The sequence below is a fragment of the endosymbiont of unidentified scaly snail isolate Monju genome (genome assembly GCF_000801295.1).
Lineage (GTDB): Bacteria > Pseudomonadota > Gammaproteobacteria > Chromatiales > Chromatiaceae > MONJU.
Map to the genome: position 1 here is coordinate 1,058,237 of NZ_AP012978.1, position 24,979 is coordinate 1,083,215.

The 24,979-nt window shown below is 64.4% G+C and carries 27 protein-coding genes; 22 read left to right on the top strand and 5 right to left on the bottom strand.

Features of this window, described 5'->3' with window-relative positions; all coding sequences use genetic code 11:
- Window positions 1-35: 35 nt before the first annotated feature.
- Genes EBS_RS04950 through EBS_RS04970 form a run of 5 tightly spaced genes read right to left on the bottom strand, consistent with a single transcriptional unit; the run spans window position 36 to window position 5,169 of the window.
- On the bottom strand, window positions 36-1,349 hold the full coding sequence (locus EBS_RS04950) for a lipopolysaccharide biosynthesis protein (protein WP_081999826.1): 1,314 nt from the start codon (window positions 1,347-1,349) through the stop codon (window positions 36-38).
- Between the two features lie 45 nt (window positions 1,350-1,394).
- On the bottom strand, window positions 1,395-2,501 hold the full coding sequence (locus EBS_RS04955) for a glycosyltransferase family 4 protein (RefSeq protein ID WP_043107624.1): 1,107 nt from the start codon (window positions 2,499-2,501) through the stop codon (window positions 1,395-1,397).
- 7 nt (window positions 2,502-2,508) lie between these two features.
- Window positions 2,509-3,603, bottom strand: a complete 1,095-nt coding sequence (locus tag EBS_RS04960) for a radical SAM protein (protein WP_052199320.1) — start codon at window positions 3,601-3,603, stop codon at window positions 2,509-2,511.
- A gap of 27 nt (window positions 3,604-3,630) precedes the next feature.
- Window positions 3,631-3,915: a DUF1488 family protein gene (locus EBS_RS04965; RefSeq protein WP_043107625.1), complete on the bottom strand. Its 285-nt coding sequence runs from the start codon at window positions 3,913-3,915 to the stop codon at window positions 3,631-3,633.
- Window positions 3,916-3,933: 18 nt separating this feature from the next.
- Complete coding sequence (locus tag EBS_RS04970) at window positions 3,934-5,169, bottom strand: glycosyltransferase family 4 protein (protein ID WP_043107626.1); 1,236 nt, start codon at window positions 5,167-5,169, stop codon at window positions 3,934-3,936.
- A gap of 467 nt (window positions 5,170-5,636) precedes the next feature.
- Here EBS_RS04970 and EBS_RS04975 point away from each other — a divergent pair, with 467 nt between their 5' ends.
- From EBS_RS04975 to der, 22 genes are all read left to right on the top strand, one after another.
- Window positions 5,637-6,602, top strand: coding sequence for an ExeA family protein (locus tag EBS_RS04975; RefSeq protein ID WP_070104717.1), 966 nt, complete (start codon window positions 5,637-5,639; stop codon window positions 6,600-6,602).
- A 34-nt stretch (window positions 6,603-6,636) separates the two neighbouring features.
- The gene (trmJ, locus tag EBS_RS04980) at window positions 6,637-7,434 is read left to right on the top strand and encodes a tRNA (cytosine(32)/uridine(32)-2'-O)-methyltransferase TrmJ (protein WP_070104718.1); all 798 of its coding nucleotides are present in this window, start codon (window positions 6,637-6,639) and stop codon (window positions 7,432-7,434) included.
- Between the two features lie 21 nt (window positions 7,435-7,455).
- A complete protein-coding gene (gene cysE, locus EBS_RS04985; RefSeq protein ID WP_043107627.1) occupies window positions 7,456-8,289 on the top strand; it encodes a serine O-acetyltransferase in 834 nt (277 codons plus the stop codon).
- 88 nt (window positions 8,290-8,377) lie between these two features.
- Complete coding sequence (gene iscR, locus EBS_RS04990; RefSeq protein ID WP_043107628.1) at window positions 8,378-8,866, top strand: Fe-S cluster assembly transcriptional regulator IscR; 489 nt, start codon at window positions 8,378-8,380, stop codon at window positions 8,864-8,866.
- Window positions 8,867-8,886: 20 nt separating this feature from the next.
- Entirely contained in the window at window positions 8,887-10,101 is a 1,215-nt protein-coding gene (locus EBS_RS04995) for an IscS subfamily cysteine desulfurase (RefSeq protein WP_043107629.1), read from the top strand.
- Window positions 10,102-10,358: 257 nt separating this feature from the next.
- Window positions 10,359-10,607 (top strand): RNA recognition motif domain-containing protein, encoded by a 249-nt coding sequence (locus tag EBS_RS05000; RefSeq protein WP_043107630.1) that lies wholly within the window; start codon window positions 10,359-10,361, stop codon window positions 10,605-10,607.
- A 78-nt stretch (window positions 10,608-10,685) separates the two neighbouring features.
- Window positions 10,686-11,069, top strand: a complete 384-nt coding sequence (gene iscU, locus EBS_RS05005) for a Fe-S cluster assembly scaffold IscU (RefSeq protein WP_043107631.1) — start codon at window positions 10,686-10,688, stop codon at window positions 11,067-11,069.
- A 22-nt stretch (window positions 11,070-11,091) separates the two neighbouring features.
- Window positions 11,092-11,415: an iron-sulfur cluster assembly protein IscA gene (gene iscA / locus EBS_RS05010; RefSeq protein ID WP_043107632.1), complete on the top strand. Its 324-nt coding sequence runs from the start codon at window positions 11,092-11,094 to the stop codon at window positions 11,413-11,415.
- A gap of 64 nt (window positions 11,416-11,479) precedes the next feature.
- Complete coding sequence (gene hscB / locus EBS_RS05015; RefSeq protein ID WP_043107633.1) at window positions 11,480-12,025, top strand: co-chaperone HscB; 546 nt, start codon at window positions 11,480-11,482, stop codon at window positions 12,023-12,025.
- Entirely contained in the window at window positions 12,025-13,899 is a 1,875-nt protein-coding gene (gene hscA / locus EBS_RS05020) for a Fe-S protein assembly chaperone HscA (protein WP_043107634.1), read from the top strand. The genes hscB and hscA overlap by 1 nt, the downstream gene beginning before the upstream one ends.
- 29 nt (window positions 13,900-13,928) lie before the next feature.
- A complete protein-coding gene (gene fdx / locus EBS_RS05025) occupies window positions 13,929-14,264 on the top strand; it encodes an ISC system 2Fe-2S type ferredoxin (RefSeq protein WP_043109273.1) in 336 nt (111 codons plus the stop codon).
- 13 nt (window positions 14,265-14,277) lie between these two features.
- Window positions 14,278-14,481 carry a Fe-S cluster assembly protein IscX gene (iscX, locus tag EBS_RS05030; protein WP_043107635.1) on the top strand — a complete coding sequence of 68 codons (204 nt, stop codon included), beginning with the start codon at window positions 14,278-14,280 and terminating at the stop codon, window positions 14,479-14,481.
- Window positions 14,482-14,491: 10 nt separating this feature from the next.
- Window positions 14,492-16,261: a RelA/SpoT family protein gene (locus EBS_RS05035; RefSeq protein WP_148307669.1), complete on the top strand. Its 1,770-nt coding sequence runs from the start codon at window positions 14,492-14,494 to the stop codon at window positions 16,259-16,261.
- Window positions 16,258-16,674 (top strand): ACT domain-containing protein, encoded by a 417-nt coding sequence (locus tag EBS_RS13955; protein WP_148307670.1) that lies wholly within the window; start codon window positions 16,258-16,260, stop codon window positions 16,672-16,674. Before EBS_RS05035 ends, EBS_RS13955 begins: the two co-directional genes overlap by 4 nt.
- A gap of 323 nt (window positions 16,675-16,997) precedes the next feature.
- On the top strand, window positions 16,998-17,426 hold the full coding sequence (gene ndk / locus EBS_RS05040) for a nucleoside-diphosphate kinase (protein ID WP_043107636.1): 429 nt from the start codon (window positions 16,998-17,000) through the stop codon (window positions 17,424-17,426).
- A gap of 6 nt (window positions 17,427-17,432) precedes the next feature.
- Window positions 17,433-18,521 carry a 23S rRNA (adenine(2503)-C(2))-methyltransferase RlmN gene (rlmN, locus tag EBS_RS05045; protein WP_043107637.1) on the top strand — a complete coding sequence of 363 codons (1,089 nt, stop codon included), beginning with the start codon at window positions 17,433-17,435 and terminating at the stop codon, window positions 18,519-18,521.
- Complete coding sequence (gene pilW / locus EBS_RS05050) at window positions 18,518-19,318, top strand: type IV pilus biogenesis/stability protein PilW (protein ID WP_043107638.1); 801 nt, start codon at window positions 18,518-18,520, stop codon at window positions 19,316-19,318. Before rlmN ends, pilW begins: the two co-directional genes overlap by 4 nt.
- Window positions 19,319-19,326: 8 nt before the next feature.
- A complete protein-coding gene (locus EBS_RS05055; RefSeq protein ID WP_043107639.1) occupies window positions 19,327-20,244 on the top strand; it encodes a RodZ domain-containing protein in 918 nt (305 codons plus the stop codon).
- A 218-nt stretch (window positions 20,245-20,462) separates the two neighbouring features.
- A complete protein-coding gene (gene hisS, locus EBS_RS05060; protein WP_043107640.1) occupies window positions 20,463-21,740 on the top strand; it encodes a histidine--tRNA ligase in 1,278 nt (425 codons plus the stop codon).
- 16 nt (window positions 21,741-21,756) lie between these two features.
- Window positions 21,757-22,389 carry a YfgM family protein gene (locus EBS_RS05065; RefSeq protein WP_043107641.1) on the top strand — a complete coding sequence of 211 codons (633 nt, stop codon included), beginning with the start codon at window positions 21,757-21,759 and terminating at the stop codon, window positions 22,387-22,389.
- Entirely contained in the window at window positions 22,386-23,561 is a 1,176-nt protein-coding gene (bamB, locus tag EBS_RS05070; RefSeq protein WP_043107642.1) for an outer membrane protein assembly factor BamB, read from the top strand. Before EBS_RS05065 ends, bamB begins: the two co-directional genes overlap by 4 nt.
- A 3-nt stretch (window positions 23,562-23,564) precedes the next feature.
- The gene (gene der, locus EBS_RS05075) at window positions 23,565-24,971 is read left to right on the top strand and encodes a ribosome biogenesis GTPase Der (RefSeq protein WP_043107643.1); all 1,407 of its coding nucleotides are present in this window, start codon (window positions 23,565-23,567) and stop codon (window positions 24,969-24,971) included.
- Window positions 24,972-24,979: the final 8 nt, after the last annotated feature.

Genomic DNA, 24,979 nt, shown 5'->3' on the forward strand with positions numbered 1-24,979 from the left:
AAAGCGACCTTACCTGGAGTGGCCTTCTCACCGACTCAATCCTCGGCGCGTAGACCGAGGAAGCGAACGGACTTGCGGAGCGAAGCGATCGAGGCCCGGGTGTCGATACCGACCCGGGTCCGGCAGTAGTGCCACATCAGGACATTCTGGAAGACCCTGCCACCGGCGGCGCCCAGGGCAACACCGTCGATACCCATTGCCTGGACCAGCGCCAGACTCACCGCGATGCCGGTCACGCTGGAGATCACCCCCGTCTTGAACAACAGGTTCTGATGGTCGGTCATCGCCAGCAACACGCCGGGGAACCCCATGGCGCTGGAAAAGAGGTGGCCGCCAACCAGGCTCAGCAGGACGAACCAGCCATCGGCATAGCTTTCGCCGAAAACGAACCCGAGGATACTGCGGGCGGCCAGGCCGATCACGATCGCACCGATCAGGGTGGGGATGACAGAGAGGGTGGCGGCGACCTGCAGCACCTCCTGGATCTGTCTTTTCTTTTTCAAGGCGGAGAGTTCGGCGATCGACGAGGGGATGACGCCGGCGAGAATGAGCTGCGGCATCTGGATGAGCTTGCCGAGTCGGCTGGCGACCCCATAGATCGCGATGTCGGCATGCGCCACGAAGATGCCGGCGATCCAGACGTGTGCCTCGCTGGCGCCGACGCTGGTCAGCGCCAGGGCCGCCAGCGGCAGGCCGATGCGCAGGGGTTCCGAGATCCTTACCCCGGGTGTTCCGGGTGTGCCGCCGCCCTGTCGGCGCAGTATCGCGAATGACAGCAGGATGGTGCAGACCAGGGCGCCGGAGACCAGCAGCAATACCTCGCGCACCTCGACGGGGACCGATTGCAGGTACAGCAAAAGCAGCACGAGCGTAATCAGCAGGGCCGTGGTTGCGCCGTCGAAGAAGGCCGTCAGGCCCACCTGGTGAAAGCCACGCAGCAAAAAGGCGACGAAGGTCTGTACGGCGCGCAGGCCGAACCAGAGCGCGGTAAGGCCGGCGAGTTCGCCGATCAGCGGCGAGTGAAACACTTGCTCGCCCAGCCAGGGACCGATCCACAGCGTATAGCCCACCCCAAAGGCCAGACCGAAGCTTCCGAGCAAAAGGACGCTGCCGCGGATCAGGGGAGCGAGGGTGTCTTCGGTGGCCTTGCGCGCTGCGATCAGGCGCATCGCCGCCTGGTTCATCCCGCCCAGGACGATCAGTTCACCGACCAGTACGATACTGAAGATCAGGTAGAAGGCGCCCACTTCCGGCTCGGTGAGCAGGCGGGTGATCAGCGCGTTCCAGACAAGGGTTGCCAGTACGAAAGTGACCTTTCCCGTCAATGCCCAGATGCCGCCGCGGCGCAGGCGTCGGTCGGCGCAGCCCCGTCGCTACGGGGGCGCAACCATCATTCACGGCTGTCGTTTTCCCGCTGCCGCATAGACCTGGCTGGTGGCTTCCGCTACCCGCCCCCAGTCGTAGTGGTTCTTCAACAAGGCGGTGTGATCGACATGCGTTTCGTGCGCAAGGCAGGTGTCAAGGGCATCGGTCAGCACCCGAACGTCGCCCACGGGAAAATAGCATTCTCCTTCCAGCGGTACCTCGAGATTGGCCGGGATGTCGCTGACCAGTACCGGCGGGCCATAGCTCATTGCCTCGAGCAGGGCGATGGGCAGCCCCTCATGGTAGGACGGCATCACGAACAGTCGTGCGTGCGAGTACACCTGCGCGAGGTCCTCGCCCTTGATGAAGCCGGTGAGTATCACGCCCGCATCCCGTGCTGACTGTTTCAGGTGGTGGCTGTAGCGGGTTTCGTGATCGGCATCGCCCACCAGTACCAGGCGGCAATCGGAGGGGGGTAGTCGTTGCCAGGCGGTGACCAGGTCATGAAAGCCCTTCTCCTCGACAAAGCGGCCAACGGCGATCACGTAACGCCCGGGCCTCAGTCCCAGCGCCTCGATCCGGTCGGTTTCGGTACGCCGTACCGGCAAGTTTACGCCGTTGGGAATGAGGTGGGTGTCCGTTCTCCCATGATGCTCTGCCACCCGTTCGGCGATGTGGCGAGAGATGACGATCAGTGCGTCGGCATGGCGTGCCGCTGCCCGCTCGCCGAGACGCAGCATGGCGCGGGCCAGGCGCCCCCATTTCTGCCGTTCGTAGTCCGGGCCGTGATGGGTGACCACGGTACGCATGCCCAGCAGGCGGGCGAGGGGGGTGAGCAGGGCCGGGCCGATGGCATGGATGTGCACGATATCGGCGCCCTGCCGGCGAGCATGCAGGATGGCCAGCGTGGTATGCACGATGGCCTCCAGCGACTTGCGCCGAGGGGTGTAGAGGTGTTGCAGTCGGACGCCACGGTACTGATCGCGCCGGTCTTTCGGTGCGATATAGGGTGATCGGGTCATCAGCGTGATGTCGTGACCCAGGGCAGCCAGGCGAGGGTAGAGCTGTTCGCAATGGGTCTCCACGCCTCCTTGCACGTTCGGGATACCCCGGGTCCCGACGACCACGATCTTCATGCGCGCATCAGGAAGGCTCGCGATCGACTTCGAGTGTCACCGGAACGCCGAGTGGCGCGCGCAGATCGCCCTGGCGCGGATCCTGGCCGACATCGTATTGCGGTATGCCATCGATGCCGATGGGGCGGCCCAGCAGGCTCTTGAGCTTGTTCCTGAGTACCCAGCCGGCGGGGTACCGCAGATATTTCTTCATGACCGGCGCGGCGGTGCCGACCATCCAGCAGTTCTTGGGGCAGGTCCGTACCTTTTCGCGCACGTGCCGGGCCTGTTCGCTGAACCAGGGCTCCTCGAAGCGGGAGACCTCGTGGATATTGCCCATGCTCTCCTTCCAGTATTGTTCCTCCAGGCCGTTGCAGGGGTACACATCCCCGTAGGGCTCGATGAAGAAGTTGGCCGTGCCGGCCTCGCAGGGCAGCATGCGTCGCCCACCGCGGATGTAGTTGATCAGGCCGAGGTTGAAAAAGGCACGAAACCAGCTCTTGGGGCTGTTCTCCTTCATCAACCGCTCGATCAGCTCGTCCTTGTTGGTGATCTCGTTGTCATCCTTGTGGAAGTAATAGGAGTTGTGGAAGGCTGCGGTAGCGAATTCCATCTTCACTCGCTTGGACAGCTCGTAGAGCTGCAACATGTCGGCGGAGTTACGGTTCGACACGGTGATGCCGAAGCCGATGTCCTTGATCCCCATGTTCTGCAGGGTGAGCAGGCTCTTGAGGCCACGGTCGAACCCGCCGGGGCGTCCACGCAGTTCGTCGTTCTTCTGGGAAAGCCCCTCGATGCTCACACGGATGCCGATGTTCGGGAAGCGCTCGGCCATCTCCGCGATACGCTCGACATGCCAGCCAGAGGTGGAGATGACGACGCGCGGTGCCTTGGAGAAGGCGACCTCGACGATCTCCGGCAGATCGCGCCGCAGGAAGGGTTCGCCGCCGGTGACGTTCACGAACTTGAGTTTCGGCAGGATCTCCAGGTCGCGTGCCGTGATTTCGCGCTGGCGGTCGCTCGGGTTCTCCCAGATGTCGCACATCTTGCAGCGCATCTGGCAACGGTAGGTGGTGATGATCGACACATCGGTCGGCATCAGTGAGGGGTCGTGGTGTTCCATGTTGGGTGCCTGCGCGTTGAAGCGCTTCTAGGGGTGGGTGTCGCCTGGTGCAAAATCGGTCTCGGACAGTCGGATGCCGCCGTCGGCATCCAGGCGTTGCTCGCGGATGCGTCGTTCGACGATCTGCTCGACCAGCTTGCGACAGGTCATGAAGGCGAACAGCGGGTCGCTGTATTCCGCCTCGAAATGGTCGTAAAGAATCTGATACGGAACGGTGCAGGAGATATTGCGGCCATCCATCACGGCCTCGAATTCGATCGCCTCCCTGTCCGGGTTTTCCGTTTCCGTCGGTGGAAAATGAATCTCTGTCATCGGGCCTCCCATTGCCATTCATGTCCCTTGCTTTCTGTGTTCCGGCGTCAGTGAGGCATACAGCATCCGGAGCTGTTCATAGTGCCTCTCCGCCGTGAAGTCGGTGCGGATCTTTTCCGCCCCGGCTCGCCCCATTGCCAGCCGCTGTTCCCGTGAGGCCCACAGGTGGCGCATGCGCTCGGCCAGGGCCTCGGTGTCACCAGGGGGAAAGTGGAGGCCATCCTCGCCATGTTCGATGAGTTCCGGTATGCCGCCCGAGTCCGCACCGATGACCGGAGTACCGACCGACAGTGATTCCAGTACCGACATCGGGCAGTTCTCGTACCATTCCGAAGGCAATACCGAAAAACTCGCCGCGGACAACAATTCGGTCAGTTCATTGCCTGTCTTATAGCCGCAGAATGTGATATTCGCCAATCGGCGTCGTTCGGTCTCCGCTTTGAGATACTGTTCCATCGGCCCGGTTCCCACGATCTTGATAGGAATCTCCGGCGCCCTTTCACAGGCGTCGAGAAGGGTCTTCAGGCCCTTTTCGGCAGAGAGGCGGCCAATGTAGACGCCGTAACCGGCGTCCTTGCCGGCAAAGGCAAAGCGCTGGGTGTCCACAAAATTGGGAATATAGGTGATCTGCGATTCCGGGAAGCCATATTCGATCATCTTGTTCCGATAGAAACGGCTGACCGCAATATAGCGGTCCACCTGCCGGTAGTAACCGAGTGCATGGTGAAGATACATCTCCACCGTGTTGACCAGGCTGCCGGCGCGCGACCCCTTGGTGCAGCGATAACGCACACAATTATAGAAACGCTGGTCCTTGCAGGCTTCGCATACCCGTCCCTGGGTGTACATCAGATAATTCGGACACAGGGGTTTCAGATCGTGCAGTGTCAGCACCAGCGGGACGCCGGCGTGGCGCAGCGGCCCGAACACCGAAGGTGAAATCTGGTGCTGAAAGATATGGAAATGAGCGATGTCGATCGCCTGTTCCCGCAGCAGTCGCGCCATGCGCCGGCGTGCTTCCAGCGAATAGATGATCCGTCCGGCCGCGCGCAGCTTTTGAATGGGGTCAGGCCGGTCGTAGTCGATGTGACTCACGAAATACCGGGAATAGTCACTGGGCAGGTTGCGCGGATCCTGCATGGAAAAGGGAACTACCCGGTGTCCATGTGATTGCAGCAACGCCATTTCATCGAAATAGACGGCCTCGCTGCCTCCCTTGCGCCAGAAGAACTTGTTGACGAATAGCAGATTCACGATGCACAGCCTTTCCCGGGAAAAGCCTCCCGCCCGAAGATGAACGAAGCGACACAACATATCCTCGGCTGACGAAATCCTGCTGGCGTCGTGAGGGTGTTTCCCCTGTGAATCGAGGTCTGCGGCATGTGGGGCAGACTAGGCGTATTCGGTGACTTTTACAACGAGGCAGCGTGGCAGGTGTGGAAAGACGACAAAAATGCCGGAGAATCGCCTTCGTTCTCGGCGGCGTATTGATCCACACAGGATGAAGCGCATGGGCTAACATACCCTGAGATATGAAAGGACTCCTGAACAAGCTGTGAAACACGATCTTGCTGCCTCATGCAGGTATGGAAATCCACCGCGAGTGGGGAGGCAACGGCTCGCTACCCGAGGGGCCTCGGGCAGGGGGCTGGACGCATGAGTGGCGTTGTGGGTGGTGCAAGGAGGGAACAGCGCATGCCGAGCGTGCAAGCCGGTGGTGGTTGTTCCCGCAATCCTGGCGCGGAGAGGGGCAGCACGCACCATGTATTGAAGCATTCTACGGGCTGACCGAGCGGCCTTTTTCGATCCTGCCCGATCCGGCCTTTCTGCACCTGGGCAGGCGCCATGCACTGGCCTATAGCATGCTCGAGTATGGCATTGCCCACGGCGCCGGGTTCACGGTGATCACCGGAGGCGTCGGTTGCGGCAAGACCATCCTGATCCAGCACCTGCTGGACAACCTGGGCGAGGGGATCACCGTCGGCCTGATCTCCAACACCTGCAAGGAGATCGGTGACCTGCTCAAGTGGGTGCTGCTCTCCTTCGGTCAGCCCTACGACGTGGACGACAAGGTGGCCTTGTTCGATCGCCTGCAACGTTTCCTCATCGACCAGTACGGTCGGGGGCAGCGCACGGTGCTGATCATCGACGAGGCACAGAACCTGGATGGCGGAACACTCGAAGAGCTGCGCATGCTCTCCAATATCAATTCCGGCAAGGATCAGCTGCTGAACCTGGTACTGGTGGGTCAGCCCCAGCTGAAGGCCCTGTTGCGCCAGCCCGAGCTCGAGCAGTTCGTGCAGCGGGTCTCCTCCGATTTTCACGTCACGCCGCTGGAACGAGACGAGGTTGCCGAGTACATCCGGTATCGCCTGAAGGTGGCGGGGCGCGAGGAGCCCTTGTTCGAGGAAAATGCCGAGTTCGCCATCTTCAAGGCTTCGGGTGGGGTGCCGCGGCGGATCAACATCCTCTGCGACACCGCGCTGGTCTACGGCTTTTCCAGGGAGTCGGAACGTATTTCCACGCGCATCGTGTTGGAGATGTTGCGGGACAAGGCGAAATATGGGGTATTCGACCCGGTTGGTGAGGGATCCTCGTTGCTCACCAGCGAATCTCCCGACCCTGATGACAGGGCAGTGCCTTGCCCTGTCGATCCGGGACAAACCCCGCAGTTGCGCCGGAAGTAGGGGCTGCGGCGATCCGGCTGTTAGAATCGCCGGTATGCTGGAACAGATTCGCATCGTGCTGGTCGAGACCTCGCACCCGGGCAACATCGGGGCGGTGGCGCGTGCCATGAAGAACATGGGACTGTCGCGGCTGGTGCTGGTGCGCCCCAAGGTCTTTCCCTCGCCCGAGGCCGACGCGCGTGCCTCCGGGGCCCAGGACCTGCTGGCCGCGGCCCGCGTGGTGGATGACCTGGAGGCCGCGGTGGCCGACTGCCCGGTGGTGATCGGCGCCAGTGCGCGCAAGCGTTCCACCCTGTGGACCGCCATGGACCCGCGCGAGATGGCGGCACTGGCCCTCGAGCAGACCGCGCACGGCACGGTGGCGCTGGTATTCGGGCGCGAGCGCACTGGCCTGACCTCTGCCGAGCTCGATCGTTGCAGCCACCTGGTACACATCCCGGCCAATCCCGATTATTCCTCGCTCAACATCGCCATGGCGGTGCAGGTGCTCGGCTACGAGCTGCGCATGGCGGTACTCACGGAGCAGCCGGTGTCCGTGACTGTCGCCGAGTCCGACCCACCGGCCACCGCAGCGCAGATGGAGGGCCTGTTTGCCCACCTCGAGCAGGCCCTGCACGACATCGGCTTTCTGCAAACGGGGCGCGAGGGACGCATCATGCAGCGCCTGCGGCGGCTGTTTCATCGCGCACGGCCCGATCAGCGCGAGGTCAATATCCTGCGTGGCATCCTCAGTGCGGCACAGGGTGCCAAGTCCATGCGTGCCCCGGAGGCCGATTCTTCCGATCGTCCCGGGGTTGCCAGCGGCGGTGGCGAGCCGCATGCTTCCCGGTAGTCGATCCTGGAATCTTCATCGATGTTCGAGAACCTGAAAGAAGACCTGAGCGTCGTGTTCGACCGCGATCCCGCGGCGCGCAACACCTTCGAGATCCTCACTACCTACCCGGGGGTGCATGCCCTGTTGTTCCATCGCCTGGCGCATGCGCTCTGGAACCTGGGCGCCAAGTGGCTGGCGCGCCTGGTTTCTTACCTGGCACGCTGGCTCACCGGCATCGAGATCCACCCGGCGGCGCGCATCGGCCGGCGCTTCTTCATCGATCACGGCATGGGCGTGGTGATCGGCGAGACCGCGGTGATCGGCGACGACTGTACCCTGTATCACGGTGTCACCCTGGGGGGGACGAGCTGGGAGAAGGGCAAGCGTCACCCGACACTGGGCAATGGCGTGGTGGTGGGCGCCGGGGCCAAGGTGCTGGGGCCGATCGAGATCGGTGACGGCGCGCGCATCGGCTCCAACGCAGTGGTGGTCAAGGCCGTACCGGCAGGTGCCACCGTGGTTGGGGTGCCAGGCAGGCTGATCGAGCGCAAGCCCGAGGACATCGACACCAGCCATCGCCAGAAGCTGGCCAGCAAGATGGGCTTCGACGCCTATGGGGCTACCCGTGATGCCCCCGACCCGGTGGCACACGCGGTCAACTGCATGCTCGATCATCTGCACGTGATGGAGACGCGCATGAAGCAGATGTGTGAGGCCCTGCGCGCCGCCGGATTCGAGCCGCCCGAAGGGGCCCAGGACATCCCCGATCTGCCCGCCTGCGAGATCATCTCCACCGCCGAGGAACTACGCCGCATGCACCTTGACGAGGACGGGGTGGAACAGGCCCCGGAAGAGGGGGATTCACGGCCCTGAAAACCCGGCAGTCCGTGTGCCTGGAATACTTGACTAATTTAGTCGGCAATGTATAGTTCAGCGCAGTTGAGTTCTGGAGTGCCGGGCTGTGAGACTGACCACAAAAGGCCGTTATGCGGTGACTGCCATGCTGGATCTGGCGCTGCACCACGGCGAGGGGCCCATCACGCTGGCCGACATCGCCCAGCGCCAGGGTATCTCGCTTTCCTACCTGGAGCAGCTGTTTTCGCGCCTGCGCAAGCGTCAGCTCGTGAGCAGCGTGCGCGGGCCGGGCGGCGGCTACACGCTGGGGCGCGGTGCGGCCGAGATCTCGGTGGCTGAGGTCATTACCGCAGTCGACGAGAACGTCGATACCACCCGCTGTGGTGGCGCGCACAACTGCCAGGACAATCAGAAGTGCCTCACCCATGAGTTGTGGCACGACCTGAGCGACCGTATTCACGACTATCTCAGTCAGATCAGCCTGGACGACCTGATGCGGCGGCGCGGCGTGCAGGAAGTAGCGCGTCGCCAGGAAGACGTGGCGCCTGCGGTGTCGCCGGAAACCATCAAGACGGGCAGTGCGCGAGCCCAGTAGCAGCTAGAGGTCATTACAAGATGAAACTGCCGATCTATTTCGATTATTCCGCCACCACGCCTTGCGATCCGCGGGTGGCCGAAAAAATGTGCGGCTGCCTGACGCTCGACGGCGTGTTCGGCAACCCGGCCTCGCGCTCACACGCCTTTGGCTGGGCGGCCGAGAAGCTGGTCGAAGAGGCCCGCGAACAGGTGGCCGAGCTGGTGAACGCCAATCCCAAGGAGATCGTCTGGACCTCCGGTGCCACCGAGTCGGACAACCTGGCGATCAAGGGTGCGGCGCATTTCTACCAGAAGAAGGGCAAACATATCGTCACCGTCAAGACCGAGCACAAGGCGGTGCTGGATCCCTGCCGCCAGCTCGAGCGCGAGGGTTTCGAGGTCACCTATCTGGATGTTCAGGAGAACGGCCTGCTCGACCTCGGTGCGTTCCGCGAGGCCATTCGTGAAGATACCATCCTGGCCTCGGTGATGCACGTGAACAACGAGATCGGCGTGATCCAGGACATCGAGGCGATCGGCAATATCTGTCGCGAGCACAAGGTGATCTTCCATGTCGATGCCGCGCAGAGTGCCGGCAAGGTGCCCATCGATCTGGCCAAGCTGCCAGTCGACCTGATGAGCTTCTCGGCGCACAAGATCTACGGTCCCAAGGGGGTCGGTGCGCTGTACGTCCGCCGCAAGCCGCGAGTGCGCATCGAGGCGCAGATGCACGGTGGCGGCCATGAGCGTGGCATGCGCTCGGGTACCCTGGCCATCCACCAGATCGTGGGCATGGGCGAAGCCTTCCGCATCGCGAAAGAGGAGATGGCCGAGGAGAATGCCCGCCTGCTGCGTCTGCGCAACAAGCTCTACGAGGGCTTCAAGGACATGGAAGAGGTCTATGTCAACGGGGACCTCGAGCGCCGTGTGGCCGGCAATCTGAACATCAGCTTCAATTTTGTCGAGGGCGAGAGCCTGATGATGGCGCTCAAGGACATCGCCGTGTCCTCGGGCAGTGCCTGCACCTCGGCCAGCCTGGAGCCCAGCTACGTGCTGCGTGCCCTGGGGCGCAGCGACGAGCTGGCGCACAGCTCGCTGCGTTTCAGTCTCGGCCGTTTCACCACCGAGGAAGAGGTCGACTACGTGATCGAGCAGGTGCGCCGCCAGGTCGAACGCCTGCGCGAGCTCAGTCCTCTTTGGGACATGTACAAGGAAGGCATCGATCTGGACTCGGTGCAGTGGGCCGCGCACTGAGCCTGTCGCCGAAAGGCCGGTGACATCTCCGGGATTGGGGTATCATCCCCGGTCTGGAAAATCGCAGGCGCGGACCTGCCAGCGTGGTCACAGACGTTCTTCGGGCACCGGGGTGCCGGACTTGTAACGGGCCTGTCATTTCGCTGACGAAAGAATTGGCCTCGCCGTCAGGGCGGGGCGGTCCACGATCCGATGGGTGACTTGGTCGGATCGCGGAGTTCGGGAATGACAAGGCACGGCTAATTGAGAAAAGTTCGATGAAGAATATCTATGTAGGCAACCTGGCATACAGCGTCTCCGACGACGAGCTCCGCGAGGCATTCGCGGCCTATGGCGAGGTGGCGCGCGCCAAGGTGATCATGGACCGCGACACCGGTCGCTCCAAGGGCTTCGGTTTTGTGGAGATGCCCAACGACAGCGAGGCCCAGGCCGCGATCGACGGTCTGAACGAGCAGCCGATCAACGGCCGCAACGTGCGGGTCAACGAGGCACGTCCGCGCAACTGATCCGTCGCACATGCCGGGCCCTGTGTCCGGCATGTCGAAACGATTCGAGACACAGCCTGGATTCGGGAGGCAGCATTCATGGCGTACAGTGACAAGGTCATCGATCATTACGAGAATCCGCGCAACGTGGGCACTCTGGACAAGGATGCGCCAAACGTTGGGATCGGCATGGTGGGTGCGCCAGCGTGTGGTGACGTGATGCGTCTGCAGATCCAGGTGAACGAGGATGGCGTGATCGAGGACGCCAAGTTCAAGACCTACGGCTGTGGTTCGGCGATCGCCTCGAGCTCGCTGCTCACCGAGTGGGTAAAGGGCAAGACACTGGAAGAGGCGCGCCAGATCAAGAACACCGACATTGCCGAGGAGCTGGCGCTGCCGCCGGTGAAGGTGCATTGCTCGGTGCTGGCCGAGGATGCCATCAAGGCGGCGATCGAGGACTTGCAGAAGAAGCAGGGCAACTGAGTTTTTTCACGGAGGTTCGGACATGGCGATCACTCTGAGCGATGCGGCGGCCGAACGGGTCCGGCGCTTTCTCGACAACCGGGGCTCCGGGATCGGGGTGCGCCTGGGCGTCAAGACCTCCGGCTGTTCCGGTATGGCTTATGTAATGGAGTTCGTCGACGAGCTCCACGAGGACGACGTGGTCTTCGAGGACAAGGGCGTCAAGGTCATCATCGACCAGAAGAGCCTGGTCTACCTGGACGGCACCGAGCTCGACTACGCCAAGGAAGGACTCAACGAGGGCTTCGTGTTCAACAACCCCAATGTCAAGGATCAGTGCGGTTGCGGAGAGAGTTTCACCGTCTGAACGATGGCCCGGCCCGTCCTCCGCACGCCCGCTTCCGCGGGCGTTGTCGGTGGAGAGAGGACCCATGATCAACCTGTCCAGCAACCATTTTGAACTGTTCGGCCTGCCGGTAGCTTTTGTGCTCGACAGCCAGGCGCTGGCTGAGCGTTACCGGGAGTTGCAACGGGCAGTGCATCCCGACCGTTTCGCCAGTGCTTCCGACCAGGAGCAGCGCCTGGCGCTGCAACAGGCGACCCGGGTCAACGAGGCCTACGAGACCCTGCGCGATCCGTTGCGTCGAGCGCAGTACCTGTTGCAGTTGCACGGTATCGACAGCGACGGCGAGACGGCCACCACGCGCGATGCCGGCTTCCTGATGCGGCAGATGGAATTGCGCGAGGCATTGGCCGCGGTGCGCGACGCGCAGGATCCCGAGACGGAACTCGACGCGCTGATGCGCGAGATCCGGCAGATGATCGACAAGGAAGTGGCCCTGCTGACGGTACAGTTCGAAGAGGCCACGCCCGACGCGCTGAACGAGGCGCGCGAGACCGTATCGCGCATGCAGTTTCTGAACAAGTTGTACAACGAGGCCGAGGCGCTCGAGGCCGAAATGGAAGAATCCTACTGATGGCATTTCTGCAAATCGCCGAACCCGGCCAGTCGGCCGCCCCGCACGAACACAGGCTGGCGGCGGGTATCGACCTGGGCACTACCAACTCGCTGGTCGCCGCGGTGCGCAGCGGCGTGGCCGAGACCCTGCCCGACGAGCAGGGACGTCACCTGTTGCCCTCGGTGGTGCGCTACACCCCGCAAGGGGTGGTCGTCGGCGAGGTGGCGCGTGCCGCGGCGACCGAGGATCCGCACAACACCATTGCCTCGGTAAAGCGCCTGATCGGTCGCGGTGTAGAGGACGTCAAGACCCTGGCCGACCGCTTGCCCTACGAGTTCGTCGACACTGACAGCGCGGTGCCGCGCATCCGCACCGTGGCGGGCGACGTGAGCCCCGTCGAGGTCTCGGCTGAGATCCTCAATGTGCTGGCAAAGCGCGCCGAGGCCACCCTGGGCGGCCCGTTGACCGGGGTGGTGATCACGGTTCCGGCCTATTTCGACGACGCCCAGCGCCAGGCCACCAAGGATGCGGCGAAGCTGGCCGGATTGCATGTCTTCCGGCTGCTCAACGAGCCGACCGCCGCGGCCGTGGCCTACGGCCTGGACCGTGGCGCCGAAGGGGTGCACGCCATCTACGACCTGGGCGGTGGCACCTTCGATATCTCCATCCTGCGGCTCAACAAGGGGGTGTTCGAGGTGCTGGCCACCGGCGGCGACTCTGCCCTGGGCGGCGACGACTTCGACCGCGCCATCGCCGAGTGGGTGCTCGAACAGGCCGGCATCGGGCGCGAGGCTTCACCTGGCCTGCTGCGCGAATTGATGGACAAGGCGCGCGCGGCCAAGGAGGCGCTGTCCGAACAGGAGTCGGCCGAAATCGAGGTGACTCTGCCCGACGGTGGCCGCTGGGCAGGCCAGCTCGACCGCGACACCTTCAACCAGTTGGTCGATCCGCTGATCCGCAAGACCATCACCGCCTGCCGCCGCGCCTTGCGCGACGCCGGGGTGCGTCCCGAGGACATCGAAGACGTCGTCATGGTTGGCGGCTCTACCCGCGCGTTGCGCGTGCGGGAGAAGGTGGGTGAGTTCTTCGGTGCCGAGCCGCTGGTGGACATCGACCCCGACAAGGTGGTGGCCATTGGCGCGGCCCTGCAGGCTGACGTGCTGGCGGGCAACAAGCCCGAGGACGAGATGCTGCTGCTGGATGTGATCCCGCTGTCGCTGGGTATCGAGACCATGGGCGGCCTGGTGGAGAAGATCATCCCGCGCAACACCACCATCCCGGTGGCGCGCGCCCAGGAATTCACCACCTTCAAGGATGGCCAGACCGCGATGGCCATCCATGTGGTGCAGGGCGAGCGTGAGCTGGTTGCCGACAACCGTTCCCTGGCGCGCTTCGAGTTGCGCGGCATTCCGCCCATGGTGGCCGGCGCGGCGCGTATCCGCGTTACCTTCTCGGTAGATGCCGACGGTCTGCTGCACGTCGAGGCGGAGGAACTCAGCCAGGGCGTGAAGGCCAGTGTCGAGGTCAAGCCCTCCTATGGTCTGACCGACGAGGAGATCGCCGGCATGCTCAAGGAGTCCATCGAACACGCCGGCGAGGACATGGTTGCCCGCGCGCTGACCGAGCAACGGGTCGAGGCCGCGCGCGTGATCGAGGCCCTGCAGGCCGCGCTGGCTGCCGACGGCGATGAACTGCTCGACGACGAGGAGCGCCAAAGGATAGAGCAGGCCCTGGCGTCGCTGCAGGGTACCGTGGAGACGGCCGCAGAGGCCGATGCGATCAAACGGGCCATTGAGGAGCTGGAGAAGGTCTGCGAGTTCTACGTCGAGAGACGGATGAACAGCAATATCCGCAAGGCCATGGCCGGCCACAAGGTCGACGAATTCGAATGAGCCGCGAGGCGGCCGACAGGAAAGCCACCATGCCGAAGATCATTTTTCTACCGCACGAGGAAATCTGCCCAGAGGGTGCAGTCATCGAGGCTGAGCCGGGCACCACCATCTGTGAGGCGGCGCTGGCCAACGACATCGATATCGAGCACGCCTGCGAGATGTCCTGTGCCTGCACCACCTGCCACGTCATCGTGCGCGAGGGTTACGATTCGCTCAACGAACCGAGCGAGGAGGAGGAAGACCTGCTGGACAAGGCCTGGGGGCTGGAGCCCGAATCGCGCCTGTCCTGCCAGGCGGTGGTGGACGACGAGGATCTGGTCGTCGAGATTCCCAAGTACACCATCAACTACGCCAAGGAAAACTGAGGAGCATAGCGCCATGGGCCTGAAGTGGACCGATACCTTGGACATTGTCATTGAGCTGGACGAGGCGCACCCCGATGTGGATCCCATGAAGGTCAACTTCGTCGACCTGATGCAGTGGGTGCTCGAGCTGCCCGACTTCGAGGACACCGAGGAGCGCTGCGGCGAGAAGATCCTGGAGGCCATCCAGATGGCCTGGATCGAAGAGCGGGAAGACTGAATCTGCCCCCTTGGTCTCCCTGAACACCCAACTCCCCCTCGAGGGGGTTCCGGGCGACGACGACATCGCGCGCTGGACGGACGGACTGGCCGAACGCCGTTCGCGAGACGAGGTCGCCCGCCTGCGCGAGGCCGTCGAGGCGGCACGCTGGGTGCACGTCGGCCAGCAATTCGTCGATGGCACCGACATGTTGCTCGGCCTGCTGCACACCGCGGATATCCTCGATCGGCTCAAGCTCGATACGGACACCCTGATCGCCGGCCTCCTCTCCGAGTGGCCGGGCGAGCCCGGTTACGACCCGGCGCAGGTGCGCGAGCGTTTCGGTGAGCCGGTGCAGCGCATGGTCGAGCAGGTTGGTCGCATCCGCGAACTGTCCGCTACCAGTGCCCATCACGATCCCGACAATGTCGAGAAGCTGCGTCGCCTGCTGCTCGATCTGGCCGGCGACGTGCGCTCCCTGCTGGTGTTGCTGGCCAAGCGCCTGCGCCTGATGCGCGGGCTCAAGCGACTCGATCCCGAGCTGCAACGCCTGATCGCCCTGGAGACTCGGCGGGTGCACGCGCCGCTGGCCAATCGTCTGGGCGTGTGGCAGATCAAGTGGGAGCTCGAGGATCTCTGCCTGCGTTACCTGGAACCTGCCGAATACAAGGACCTGGCGGCGCGGCTGGAGGGCAAGCGCAGCGAGCGCGAGGTCTTCATCCGTGACGTGGTCGAGCGCATCGAGCGCCTGTGCCGCGAGCAGGGCATCGATGCCGAGGTGATGGGCCGGCCCAAGCACATCTACAGCATCTGGAACAAGATGCGCCAGAAGCACCTCAATTTCGAGCAGGTGATGGACGTGCGCGCGGTGCGTGTGCTGGTCGAGACAGTGTCCCAGTGCTACGAGGTGCTGGGTATGGTGCATGGCGAATGGCGGCCCATTCCTGGTGAGTTCGACGACTACATCGCTCACCCCAAGCCCAACGGTTATCAGTCCTTGCATACTGCGGTGGTGGGCGACGACGGTCGCCCGCTGGAAGTGCAGGTGCGTACCCGGCAGATGCACGAGCTGGCCGAGCGTGGTGTGGCTGCGCACTGGCGCTACAAGGAGAACGATCGTGCGGATGCCGAGCTGGAGCGGCGTATCGCCTGGATGCGCGCCTGGCTGGAGCAGCAGGACGGCAATGCGGCCGCCGGCCTGCCGACGGACGAGGAATACGAGGCACGGCGCATCTATGTGCTCACCCCCAACGGCAAGGTCATCGAGCTGCCGCGCGGTGCCACCCCGGTGGACTTCGCCTATGCCATCCATACCGATGTTGGTCACCGCTGCCGCGGCGCCAAGGTCAATGGTCGCATGGTGCCGCTCAACCGACCGCTGGAGAGCGGTGACCGGGTGGAGATCCTCACCGCGCGCGAGGGCGGGCCGAGCCGCGACTGGCTGGACCCGCGCGGCGGGCACGTGGTCACCACACGGGCGCGGTCGCGCATCCGCCAGTGGTTCAAGCAGCAGGACCACGAGCAGCACCTGAGCATGGGCCGGCAGGCGCTGGAGCGCGAGTTCCAGCGTCTGGGGCTGCCCCGCCCCGACCTGGAGAAGCTGGCGCGGACGAGTTGCTGGCCGCAGTGGGGCGGGGAAATTTGTCGGCCATCCAGGCGGCCAACAGCCAGGTCGCGGAACGGCCGAAGGATGCCGACGCGGCGGCCGAGGAGGCGATCATCGAGCGGGTGCGCGCGCGCCGGCCCTCTGCGGGAACGGCCACGGGCACCGTGGTGGTACAGGGCGTGGGCGATCTCATGACCCATATGGCGGGCTGTTGCAAGCCGGTGCCTCCGGATCCGATCGTCGGCTACGTCACGCGCGGGCGCGGTATCAGCATCCACCGCCAGGACTGCCGGGTGGTACAGAAGATGGACGAGGAGAATCGCCGGCGGTTGCTGCCTGCGGTCTGGTCCGAGGGACAGCAGGGCTCGCAATTCGTCGCCGATATCCATCTCTATGCCGGCGACCGCAAGGGGCTTTTGCGTGACATCACCTCGGTGTTCGCCAATGCCGACATCCGGGTGCTGGGGGTCAACAGCCAGTCCGACCGCCGCGAGGAGACGGCCAGCATGCGCATCACCGTAGAGGTAGACGACATGGCCCAGCTCGCCCGGGTGATGGGTCAGTTGGCGCAGATCCCCGATGTGATCGAGGTGCGCCGCCAGATCTGATCCGTCGACGGGTCTGAGGCCGTGTCCGTCGCGAGGCTCCGGTCTCCATGGGGTTCGTTTCGTCCGGATGGTGGGGTTCTGTGAGCTGCTGCCGGATTCCTGACCTGAATTGGCGGATTCTGCTTGAAACAGCTACAATAACCGGCCGATTTCACAAGAAAAACAATATCGGCAAGCGATCGGGGAAGCAGCGCCTGCCAGCGGTGTTTCCTGCGTGAGCGGATGGGGTGGGGGAACTCCCGAGATTATCTCGAAAACGCATCAATACTTAATCCTCAACGCAATATCCTCAACGCAATCTTTTGAATTATCAGGAAGTCCAAATGGCAATCGAACGCACCCTGTCGATCATCAAACCCGACGCCGTGGCCAAGAACGTGATCGGGGACATCTACAACCGCTTCGAGCGCGCGGGCCTGCGCATCGTTGCCGCAAAGATGATGCACCTTACCGAGGAGCAGGCCGGTGCCTTCTATGCGGTGCACAAGGAGCGTCCCTTCTTCAAGGATCTGGTGGCCTTCATGACCTCCGGGCCAGTGATGGTCCAGGTGCTCGAAGGCGAGAACGCCATCGCGAAGAACCGCGAGCTGATGGGGGCGACCAACCCGCAGGAAGCGGCTCCCGGCACCATCCGTGCCGATCATGCCCAGACGGTGGACGAGAATGCGGTGCATGGCTCGGATGCGCCGGAGACCGCCGCGGTCGAGATCGACTTCTTCTTCCCCGAAGGGGTGTGCGAGCGCACGCGCTGAACCGTCATGGGTGAGGCCGAACGCACCAATCTTCTGGATCTTGACCGCCCGGGCATGGAGGCCCTGATTGTGGACATGGGTTTCAAACCCTTCCACGGCCGCAACCTGTTGAAATGGATACACAAGCACGGGGTTACCGATTTCGCGCAGATGACCGACCTGCCCAAGGTGTTGCGCGAGCGGCTAGCCGCAGAGACCCGGATCGGCCTGCCCGAGATCGTCTTCGAGCAACCCTCGCTGGACGGCACCACCAAGTGGGTGCTGGAGTTGGATGACGGCCAGCGTATCGAGACGGTCTACATCCCGGACGGTGACCGCAGCACCATCTGCGTGTCCTCGCAGGTGGGCTGTGCGCTCGACTGCTCCTTCTGTTCCACCGCCCGCCAGGGCTTCAACCGCAACCTCACCACCGCCGAGATCATCGGCCAGGTGTGGGCGGCAACTCGCGAGTTGGGACGGCCACCGAGCAACGTGGTGTTGATGGGCATGGGCGAGCCGCTGGCCAATTTCGACAACGTGGTGCGGGCCATGCAGCTCATGACCGAGGATCTGGCCTACATGATCGCCAGGACACGGGTGACGCTGAGCACCTCCGGTATCGTGCCGGCATTGCGCCGGCTGCGCGAGGCGAGCAACGTCAGCCTGGCGGTCTCGCTGCACGCGCCCGACAATGCACTGCGTGACGAGCTGGTGCCAATCAACCGCAAGTATCCCCTGGAAGAACTGATCCCTGCCTGTCGTGACTACATCGCCGGCGAGAAGCGGCGCAAGATCACCTGGGAATATGTCATGCTCGACGGGGTCAACGACAGCATTGCCCACGCAAAGGCGTTGATCCGCCTGTTGCAGGGCATTCCGTCCAAGGTCAACCTGATCCCGTTCAATCCCTTTCCCGGTACCGATTACCGCACTTCGCCGCTGGAGCGTATCGATGCCTTCCGCCAGCGCTTGATCCGTGCCGGCATCATCACCATCACCCGCAAGACCCGGGGCGACGACATCGACGCTGCCTGCGGGCAACTGGTAGGAAGGGTGCGTGACCGCAGTCGCCGGCAGTTGCGCGAGGGTGGTACTGTGGCGGGAGGGCGCGCATGAGGCGGGTTGCGGCGATTCGCGGTGCGGCGGCGCTGACCCTGCTGTTCCTGTTGGCGGGATGCCAGACCCAGGGGATGCGTCCCGATGGTGGTTCCGGCGGAGACAACACGGGTGACCTGGGGACCCCGCTCATGCGTCCGAGCCCGGCTGATGTCTACGTGGAGCTGGGCGGCGCCTACTTGGCCGAAGGCAAGATCAGCGAGGCCCTCAAGAATGCTCGCAAGGCGGTGCTGGCCGACCCCAGGCATGCCGGCGCCTACACCCTGCTGGGGGTGGTGCATCAGCGTCTGGGCCAGATGGAACCGGCAGGCAAGGCCTTCAAAAAGGCCGTGACACTGGCACCCCACGATCCCTTTGCACTGAACGCCCTGGGTTCGTGGCTATGCGCACAGAAACGCTACGACGAGGCCGATCCCTATTTTCGACGGGCGCTGAAGAATCCGCTCTACCCTACGCCCTGGGTTGCCTCGTACAACGCCGGATCCTGTGCCGAGAAAAGGGGTGACGTGGTGCAGGCCGAGAAGGACTATCGTGCTTCCCTGAGCGCCAATCCGCGTTTTGCGCCAGCGTTGTTGCGCATGGCGTTCATCACCTTCGAACAGGAACGATTCCTGTCCTCGCGCGCCTACCTGCAACGCTATGCTGCAGTGGCACCCCACACTGCCGATTCGCTGTGGCTCGGCGTGCGTACCGAGAAACGGCTCGGAGACAAGGAGCAGATGGCCAGCTATGCCATGAAGTTGCGGGCGCGTTTCCCCGATTCCGAGCAGGCCCGCTTCCTGGAGACGTTACAATGAACGCTGTTATGGCAAAGCAAGAGAACAAGGGGGAGATCCAGCTGGCGGTTCCAGGGCTGGGCGAGCGTCTCAGATCGGCCCGCATGGCCTGCAATCTCGACATGGCCAAGTTGGCGGCACGTATCCACCTCACCTCCGACCTGGTCGACGCCCTTGAGCGCGACGACTACTCGGAAATGCCGGCGCGCGTCTTCGTGCGCGGCTACGTTCGCAACTACGCCCGGGCGGTGAACCTGCCGGCCGAATCGGTGCTGGCTCAGTTCGATCGCCAGTGGCCGGAGGAGGATTACCAGGTCCGCCTCGACGAGAGCCCGAGACTGGCGGCTGATCCGCATCCCCGTCGGCGCTGGCCCGGGCTGGTCACCTGGCTGGTGGTGCTGGCGGTCGTGGGATTGACGCTGATGTGGTGGCAGGGCTACCTGGACCGTTACCTCACCCAGTGGCAGGAAGGGACCGCGACGACGCAGGTGACAGCGCCCTCCGAACAGCCGTCGGGCGCTATCGCGGGCGACCCGGCCGGATCAGCGGATTCCCTGCCACTGAATGGTGCGCCGGCGTCCGACGATACCCGTTCCCTGGCGTTGCCGCTGCCGCCAGTGAAGGTCTCGGCGACCGAGCCGGCACCTCCACCGGCGCTCGCCGCCACCCCGGTGGCAAAGGAAGCGGTCCCGGAGCCGACGGGCGCGCCGCCGCAGGTGGTGGTGCGTTTTCTCGATGACAGCTGGGTGGACATCCGTGACAGCCGCCGCGAGTACAAGCTCATCGGCATCATGAAGCGCGGCACCGAACGCCGTTTCGGTGGCACGCCACCCTATACCGTGGTGCTGGGCAACGCCCGCGCCGTGGAGCTGCGAGTGAACGGCGAGCCCTACGACCTGGCGCGACATACCCAGCGCAACGTGGCGCGTTTTACCTTCGAACCCTGAGCTATATTAACCCGGCACCAATCTATGTCACCCTCAGCCACCACGAGCGTGCCCGTGGACGTCGTTGCCGCACCTCGACAGGGAATGACCCTGCCTTCGGCGCGGCGCCTCGCCACGGCCGCGCTCGTGGTGGCTGAGGGTGACATAGATTGGTGCCGGGTTAATATGAACCATCCTGCAGTCGCCCGCGTCCGCCGCGGGCAGGACCCATCGACGACATGGCGAAGAACATCCAGGCAATCCGGGGCATGCACGATGTGCTGCCCAGCCAGACGCCACACTGGCAGTATCTCGAAGCGTGTGTGCGTGACGTCCTGGGCCGTTACGGCTACCAGGAGATCCGCATGCCCATCGTGGAATCCACCGAGCTGTTCAAGCGTTCCATCGGCGAGGTCACCGACATCGTCGAGAAGGAGATGTACACCTTCGAGGATCGCAACGGCGACAGCCTGACCCTGCGCCCGGAGGGCACGGCCGGTTGCGTGCGCGCCGCGCTGGAACACGGCCTGCTGCACAACCAGACCCAACGGCTCTGGTATCAGGGGCCCATGTTCCGCCACGAGCGTCCGCAGAAGGGGCGTTATCGGCAGTTCCACCAGATCGGTGTGGAGGCCTTCGGCATGGCCGGCCCCGACATCGACGCCGAGCTGATCCTGATCACCGCGCGCCTGTGGAAGGAGCTGGGTATCGACGGCCTGGAGCTGCAACTCAACTCGCTGGGTACCGCCGAGGAGCGGGCTGCCTATCGCCAGGAGCTGGTAGCCTATTTCGAGCGCCACCACGACGCGCTCGACGAGGACAGCCGCCGGCGCCTGCACAGCAACCCCCTGCGTATCCTCGACACCAAGAACCCCGACATGGCGGAGCTGGTTGCCGGGGCGCCGGTGTTGGCCGATCATCTCGGTGAGGACTCGCGGCAGCATTTCGGGCAGCTGCAGGCGCTGCTGACGGCGGCTGGCGTGAACTTCGTGCTCAACCCCCGCCTGGTGCGCGGCCTGGATTACTATTCGCTGACCGTTTTCGAATGGGTGACCGACCGGCTCGGTGCCCAGGGCACGGTCTGCGCCGGCGGGCGTTACGACGGCCTGGTCGCTCAGCTCGGGGGGCGTTCCACGCCCGCAGTCGGTTTCGCCATGGGCGTGGAACGCCTGATCGCGCTGCTCGAGGAGGACGGGCGCCTGCCCGAGGCGGCGCGCGCCGATGTCTACCTGGTGCAGATGGGCGAGGCGGCACGGCGCGAGGCACTGGTACTCGCCGAGCGCTTGCGCGACGCCCTGCCACAGCTGCGCCTGCTGGCGCATTGCGGCGAGGGCGGCTTCAAGGCACAGTTCAAGCGGGCCGACCGCAGCGGCGCGCGCATCGCCCTGGTGCTTGGCGAGGGCGAACTGGCGCGCGGCGAGATCGGTATCAAGCACCTGCGCGACGAGCTGCCGCAGGAGGCGGTGGCCGTGGATCGCCTGGCCGGGCGCCTGGCCGAGATTTTCGACAAGTCATGACATCGAGGAGCGGCACATGAGTGCGTATCTGGACGAAGAAGAACAGGTCGAGGCTCTCAAGAACTGGTGGAAGGAGAACGGCCGCTCGGTCATCGCCGGGGCGGTGCTGGGTCTGGCGGCCATCTTCGGCTGGCAGGGCTGGCAGGGCTGGCAACGCGGGCAGGCCGAGGCGGCCTCGATGCTCTACGAGCAGATGCTCGGTCGTTTGCGGGCTGGTGACGTGGACGCGGCGCAGAGCGCCGGCAAGCGGCTGCTCGGTGAGTTCACCGATTCGATCTATGCCAGTTTCGCTGCGATGAAACTCGCCCGGACCGCCTACGAGAAAGGCGAGAGTGATACCGCGGTGGAGAATCTGCAATGGGTCGCCGCGCACGCCCCCGATTCGGTGATCGGCGATCTGGCCCGGGTTCGGCTGGTGCGACTGCTGGTCGATGCCGGCAAGCAGGAGCGCGCGGAGCGCGTGCTCTCCGAGATACAGAAGGACTTCATGCCGGCGGTCGTGGCCGAGCTGCGCGGTGACATTGCCCGGGCGAAGGGCGATACCGCCGCGGCGCGCGAGGCCTACGAGGCGGCCATGCGGGCCGGCGCTACCAACGAACTGGTACGCATGAAGCACCAGGCACTGGGCAAGGGAGGTGAGGCGTCGTGACCGTGACCCACGTGATGCGTCGGGCCTTGCTGCTGGGGGTCTGGGTGTTCCTGGGGGGCTGTTCCTCGATCGGCGACTGGCTCGCGCCTGCCGAGATCGATCCGCCCGCGTCGTTGCAGGATATCACCGAGAAGGTGCAGCTCAAGGCGCGCTGGCAGACCGACATCGGCAGCGGTGCCGGCGATCTTCGCCTGCACCTGGTGCCGCATTATGCGAACGGGCGCCTCTATGTGGCCGATGCCGACGGGCGGGTGATGGCGCTGGATGCCGATACCGGGCGCACGCTCTGGTCGGTAGACCTGGAGGCGCCCTTGTCTGGTGGGCCCGGTGCTGCCGAGGGGCTGGTGGTGGTCGGCACCCTGGATGCGGAGGTCATTGCCCTGTCGGCTGCCGACGGCAGCCTGAAATGGCGGACGGGCGTCAGCAGCGAGGTGCTGTCCACGCCAGTCGTGGCCCTGGACCGGGTGGTAGTGCGCACCATCGACGGCAAGGTGCAGGGGCTGGATGCGGCCACCGGCGAGGAACGCTGGCGCTACGAGCGCGAGATCCCGGTGCTGACCTTGCGCGGTACGGCTGACCCGGTGGTCAGTGGCGACCACGTGCTCTGTGGTATGGCCGGCGGCAAGCTGGTGAACCTGGATATCCGCACCGGCGATGTGCGCTGGGAGGCGACCGTCACCGTGCCGCGCGGCCGTTCCGAGCTTGAACGCCTGGCGGACATCGACGGTAACCCGCTGGTGATCGACGGCCTGATCTATGTGGCGACCTACCAGGGCGAGGTGGCGGCTATCGAGGAGTCCTCGGGCAGCGTACTCTGGCGGCGCAAGTTCTCTTCGTACAGTGGTATGGCGGCCGACCGTTACAACGTCTATGCCAGTGACGCCAGTGGCTTCGTCTGGGCGCTGGACGCCGACAACGGCGCGGCGCGTTGGCGCCAGGAGGCGCTGAAGAACCGCCAGCTGTCCGACGTGGCCGTGCTGGGTGATGTGGTCATCGTCGGCGACTTCGAGGGCTACGTACACCTGCTGTCCACCGAAGACGGCGCCCTGGTGGGACGTGGCCGCGTCGGCAGTGACCCCATCACGCGCGGCGTACTGGTGGCCGACGGCAGGCTCTTCGTGATGGGCGACGGTGGCGAGCTGGCCGCCCTGCAACTGGTGCCGGTGCCCTGAGCCATGTTGCCCGTCATCGCCCTGGTGGGGCGGCCCAATGTCGGCAAGTCTACCCTGTTCAATCGGCTCACCCGTAGCCGGGACGCGCTGGTGGCCGACCAGCCTGGGCTGACCCGCGACCGCCAGTATGGCGTCGGCAAGCTGGGGGATCGCCCCTACCTGGTGGTCGACACCGGCGGCATCAGCGGTGACCGCGACGGTATCGACGGGCTCATGGAGCAACAGGTGCAGGCGGCCATCGGCGAGGCCGATCACCTGATCTTCCTGGTCGATGCGCGTGACGGTCTCACCGCGGGTGATGAAATCATCGTCGAGCGCCTGCGCCGCATCGGCAAGCCGGTGACGCTCGCCGTGAACAAGATCGATGGCCTGGACCAGGATACGGTGGCCAGCGAGTTTCACGCCCTGGGGCTGGGTGACCCGCACCCTGTCGCCGCGGCGCACGGTCGTGGCGTGCGTTCGCTGATCAATGGCGTCTTGCGCACCCTGCCGGAAGTTGCGGAACACGCGGCGGACGACGAACTCCTGCCAGGGCAGCGAGCCGGCGTGCAGATCGCCGTGGTGGGCCGGCCGAACGTCGGCAAGTCCACGCTGATCAACCGCCTGCTCGGCGAGGAGCGGGTCGTCGCCTTCGACCGGCCGGGTACCACGCGCGACTCCATCTTCATCCCCTTCGAGCATGACGGCCGACCCTACACCCTGATCGACACCGCCGGTGTGCGGCGCCGTGCACGCATCGACGAGGCTATCGAGAAGTTCAGCGTCATCAAGACGCTCCAGGCTATCGAGCAGGCCAACGTGGTGCTGCTGGTGCTCGATGCCCACCAGGGCATCGCCGAACAGGACGCCACGCTCGCCGGCCACGTGCTCGATTCCGGACGCGCCCTGGTGGTGGTGATCAACAAGTGGGACGGTCTCGACCCGGATCAGCGCGAACGCATCAAGGCCGAGATGCAGCGTCGGCTGCCGTTTCTCGGCTTTGCCGACTGGCGCTTCGTCTCGGCATTGCACGGCAGCGGTGTGGGTCACCTGATCGAGGCGGTCGATGCCGCTTATCGCGCGGCCACCCGCGACCTCCCGACCCCGGAGCTGACCCGGGTTCTGGAAGCGGCTGTGAGCGAACACCAGCCACCGCTGGTGCGCGGTCGGCGCATCAAGCTGCGCTACGCCCACCAGGGCGGCAAGAACCCGCCCGTCATCGTGGTGCATGGCAACCAGGTGGACAAGGTGCCGGCGGCCTACCGGCGCTACCTGGTCAACCGCTTTCGCGAGGCCTTCGACCTGCATGGCACGCCCTTGCGCATCGAGTTCAAGGCCGGCAAGAACCCCTACGAGGGCAAGCGCAACAAGCTCACTGCGCGCCAGGTGAGCAAGCGCCGGCGGTTGATGAAGCACGTCAAGCGCCGCTGAGCGGGGGC

Excerpts from the sequence above, each read along its gene's own strand:
- EBS_RS04955 (WP_043107624.1), bottom strand. The coding sequence starts at position 2,501 with ATGAAGATCGTGGTCGTCGGGACCCGGGGTATCCCGAACGTGCAAGGA.
- EBS_RS04960 (WP_052199320.1), bottom strand. The coding sequence starts at position 3,603 with ATGGAACACCACGACCCCTCACTGATGCCGACCGATGTGTCGATCATC.
- EBS_RS04965 (WP_043107625.1), bottom strand. The coding sequence starts at position 3,915 with ATGACAGAGATTCATTTTCCACCGACGGAAACGGAAAACCCGGACAGG.
- trmJ (WP_070104718.1), top strand. The coding sequence starts at position 6,637 with ATGCTGGAACAGATTCGCATCGTGCTGGTCGAGACCTCGCACCCGGGC.
- cysE (WP_043107627.1), top strand. The coding sequence starts at position 7,456 with ATGTTCGAGAACCTGAAAGAAGACCTGAGCGTCGTGTTCGACCGCGAT.
- EBS_RS04995 (WP_043107629.1), top strand. The coding sequence starts at position 8,887 with ATGAAACTGCCGATCTATTTCGATTATTCCGCCACCACGCCTTGCGAT.
- EBS_RS05000 (WP_043107630.1), top strand. The coding sequence starts at position 10,359 with ATGAAGAATATCTATGTAGGCAACCTGGCATACAGCGTCTCCGACGAC.
- iscU (WP_043107631.1), top strand. The coding sequence starts at position 10,686 with ATGGCGTACAGTGACAAGGTCATCGATCATTACGAGAATCCGCGCAAC.
- iscA (WP_043107632.1), top strand. The coding sequence starts at position 11,092 with ATGGCGATCACTCTGAGCGATGCGGCGGCCGAACGGGTCCGGCGCTTT.
- hscB (WP_043107633.1), top strand. The coding sequence starts at position 11,480 with ATGATCAACCTGTCCAGCAACCATTTTGAACTGTTCGGCCTGCCGGTA.
- hscA (WP_043107634.1), top strand. The coding sequence starts at position 12,025 with ATGGCATTTCTGCAAATCGCCGAACCCGGCCAGTCGGCCGCCCCGCAC.
- fdx (WP_043109273.1), top strand. The coding sequence starts at position 13,929 with ATGCCGAAGATCATTTTTCTACCGCACGAGGAAATCTGCCCAGAGGGT.
- iscX (WP_043107635.1), top strand. The coding sequence starts at position 14,278 with ATGGGCCTGAAGTGGACCGATACCTTGGACATTGTCATTGAGCTGGAC.
- EBS_RS13955 (WP_148307670.1), top strand. The coding sequence starts at position 16,258 with ATGACCCATATGGCGGGCTGTTGCAAGCCGGTGCCTCCGGATCCGATC.
- ndk (WP_043107636.1), top strand. The coding sequence starts at position 16,998 with ATGGCAATCGAACGCACCCTGTCGATCATCAAACCCGACGCCGTGGCC.
- rlmN (WP_043107637.1), top strand. The coding sequence starts at position 17,433 with ATGGGTGAGGCCGAACGCACCAATCTTCTGGATCTTGACCGCCCGGGC.
- pilW (WP_043107638.1), top strand. The coding sequence starts at position 18,518 with ATGAGGCGGGTTGCGGCGATTCGCGGTGCGGCGGCGCTGACCCTGCTG.
- EBS_RS05055 (WP_043107639.1), top strand. The coding sequence starts at position 19,327 with ATGGCAAAGCAAGAGAACAAGGGGGAGATCCAGCTGGCGGTTCCAGGG.
- hisS (WP_043107640.1), top strand. The coding sequence starts at position 20,463 with ATGGCGAAGAACATCCAGGCAATCCGGGGCATGCACGATGTGCTGCCC.
- EBS_RS05065 (WP_043107641.1), top strand. The coding sequence starts at position 21,757 with ATGAGTGCGTATCTGGACGAAGAAGAACAGGTCGAGGCTCTCAAGAAC.
- der (WP_043107643.1), top strand. The coding sequence starts at position 23,565 with ATGTTGCCCGTCATCGCCCTGGTGGGGCGGCCCAATGTCGGCAAGTCT.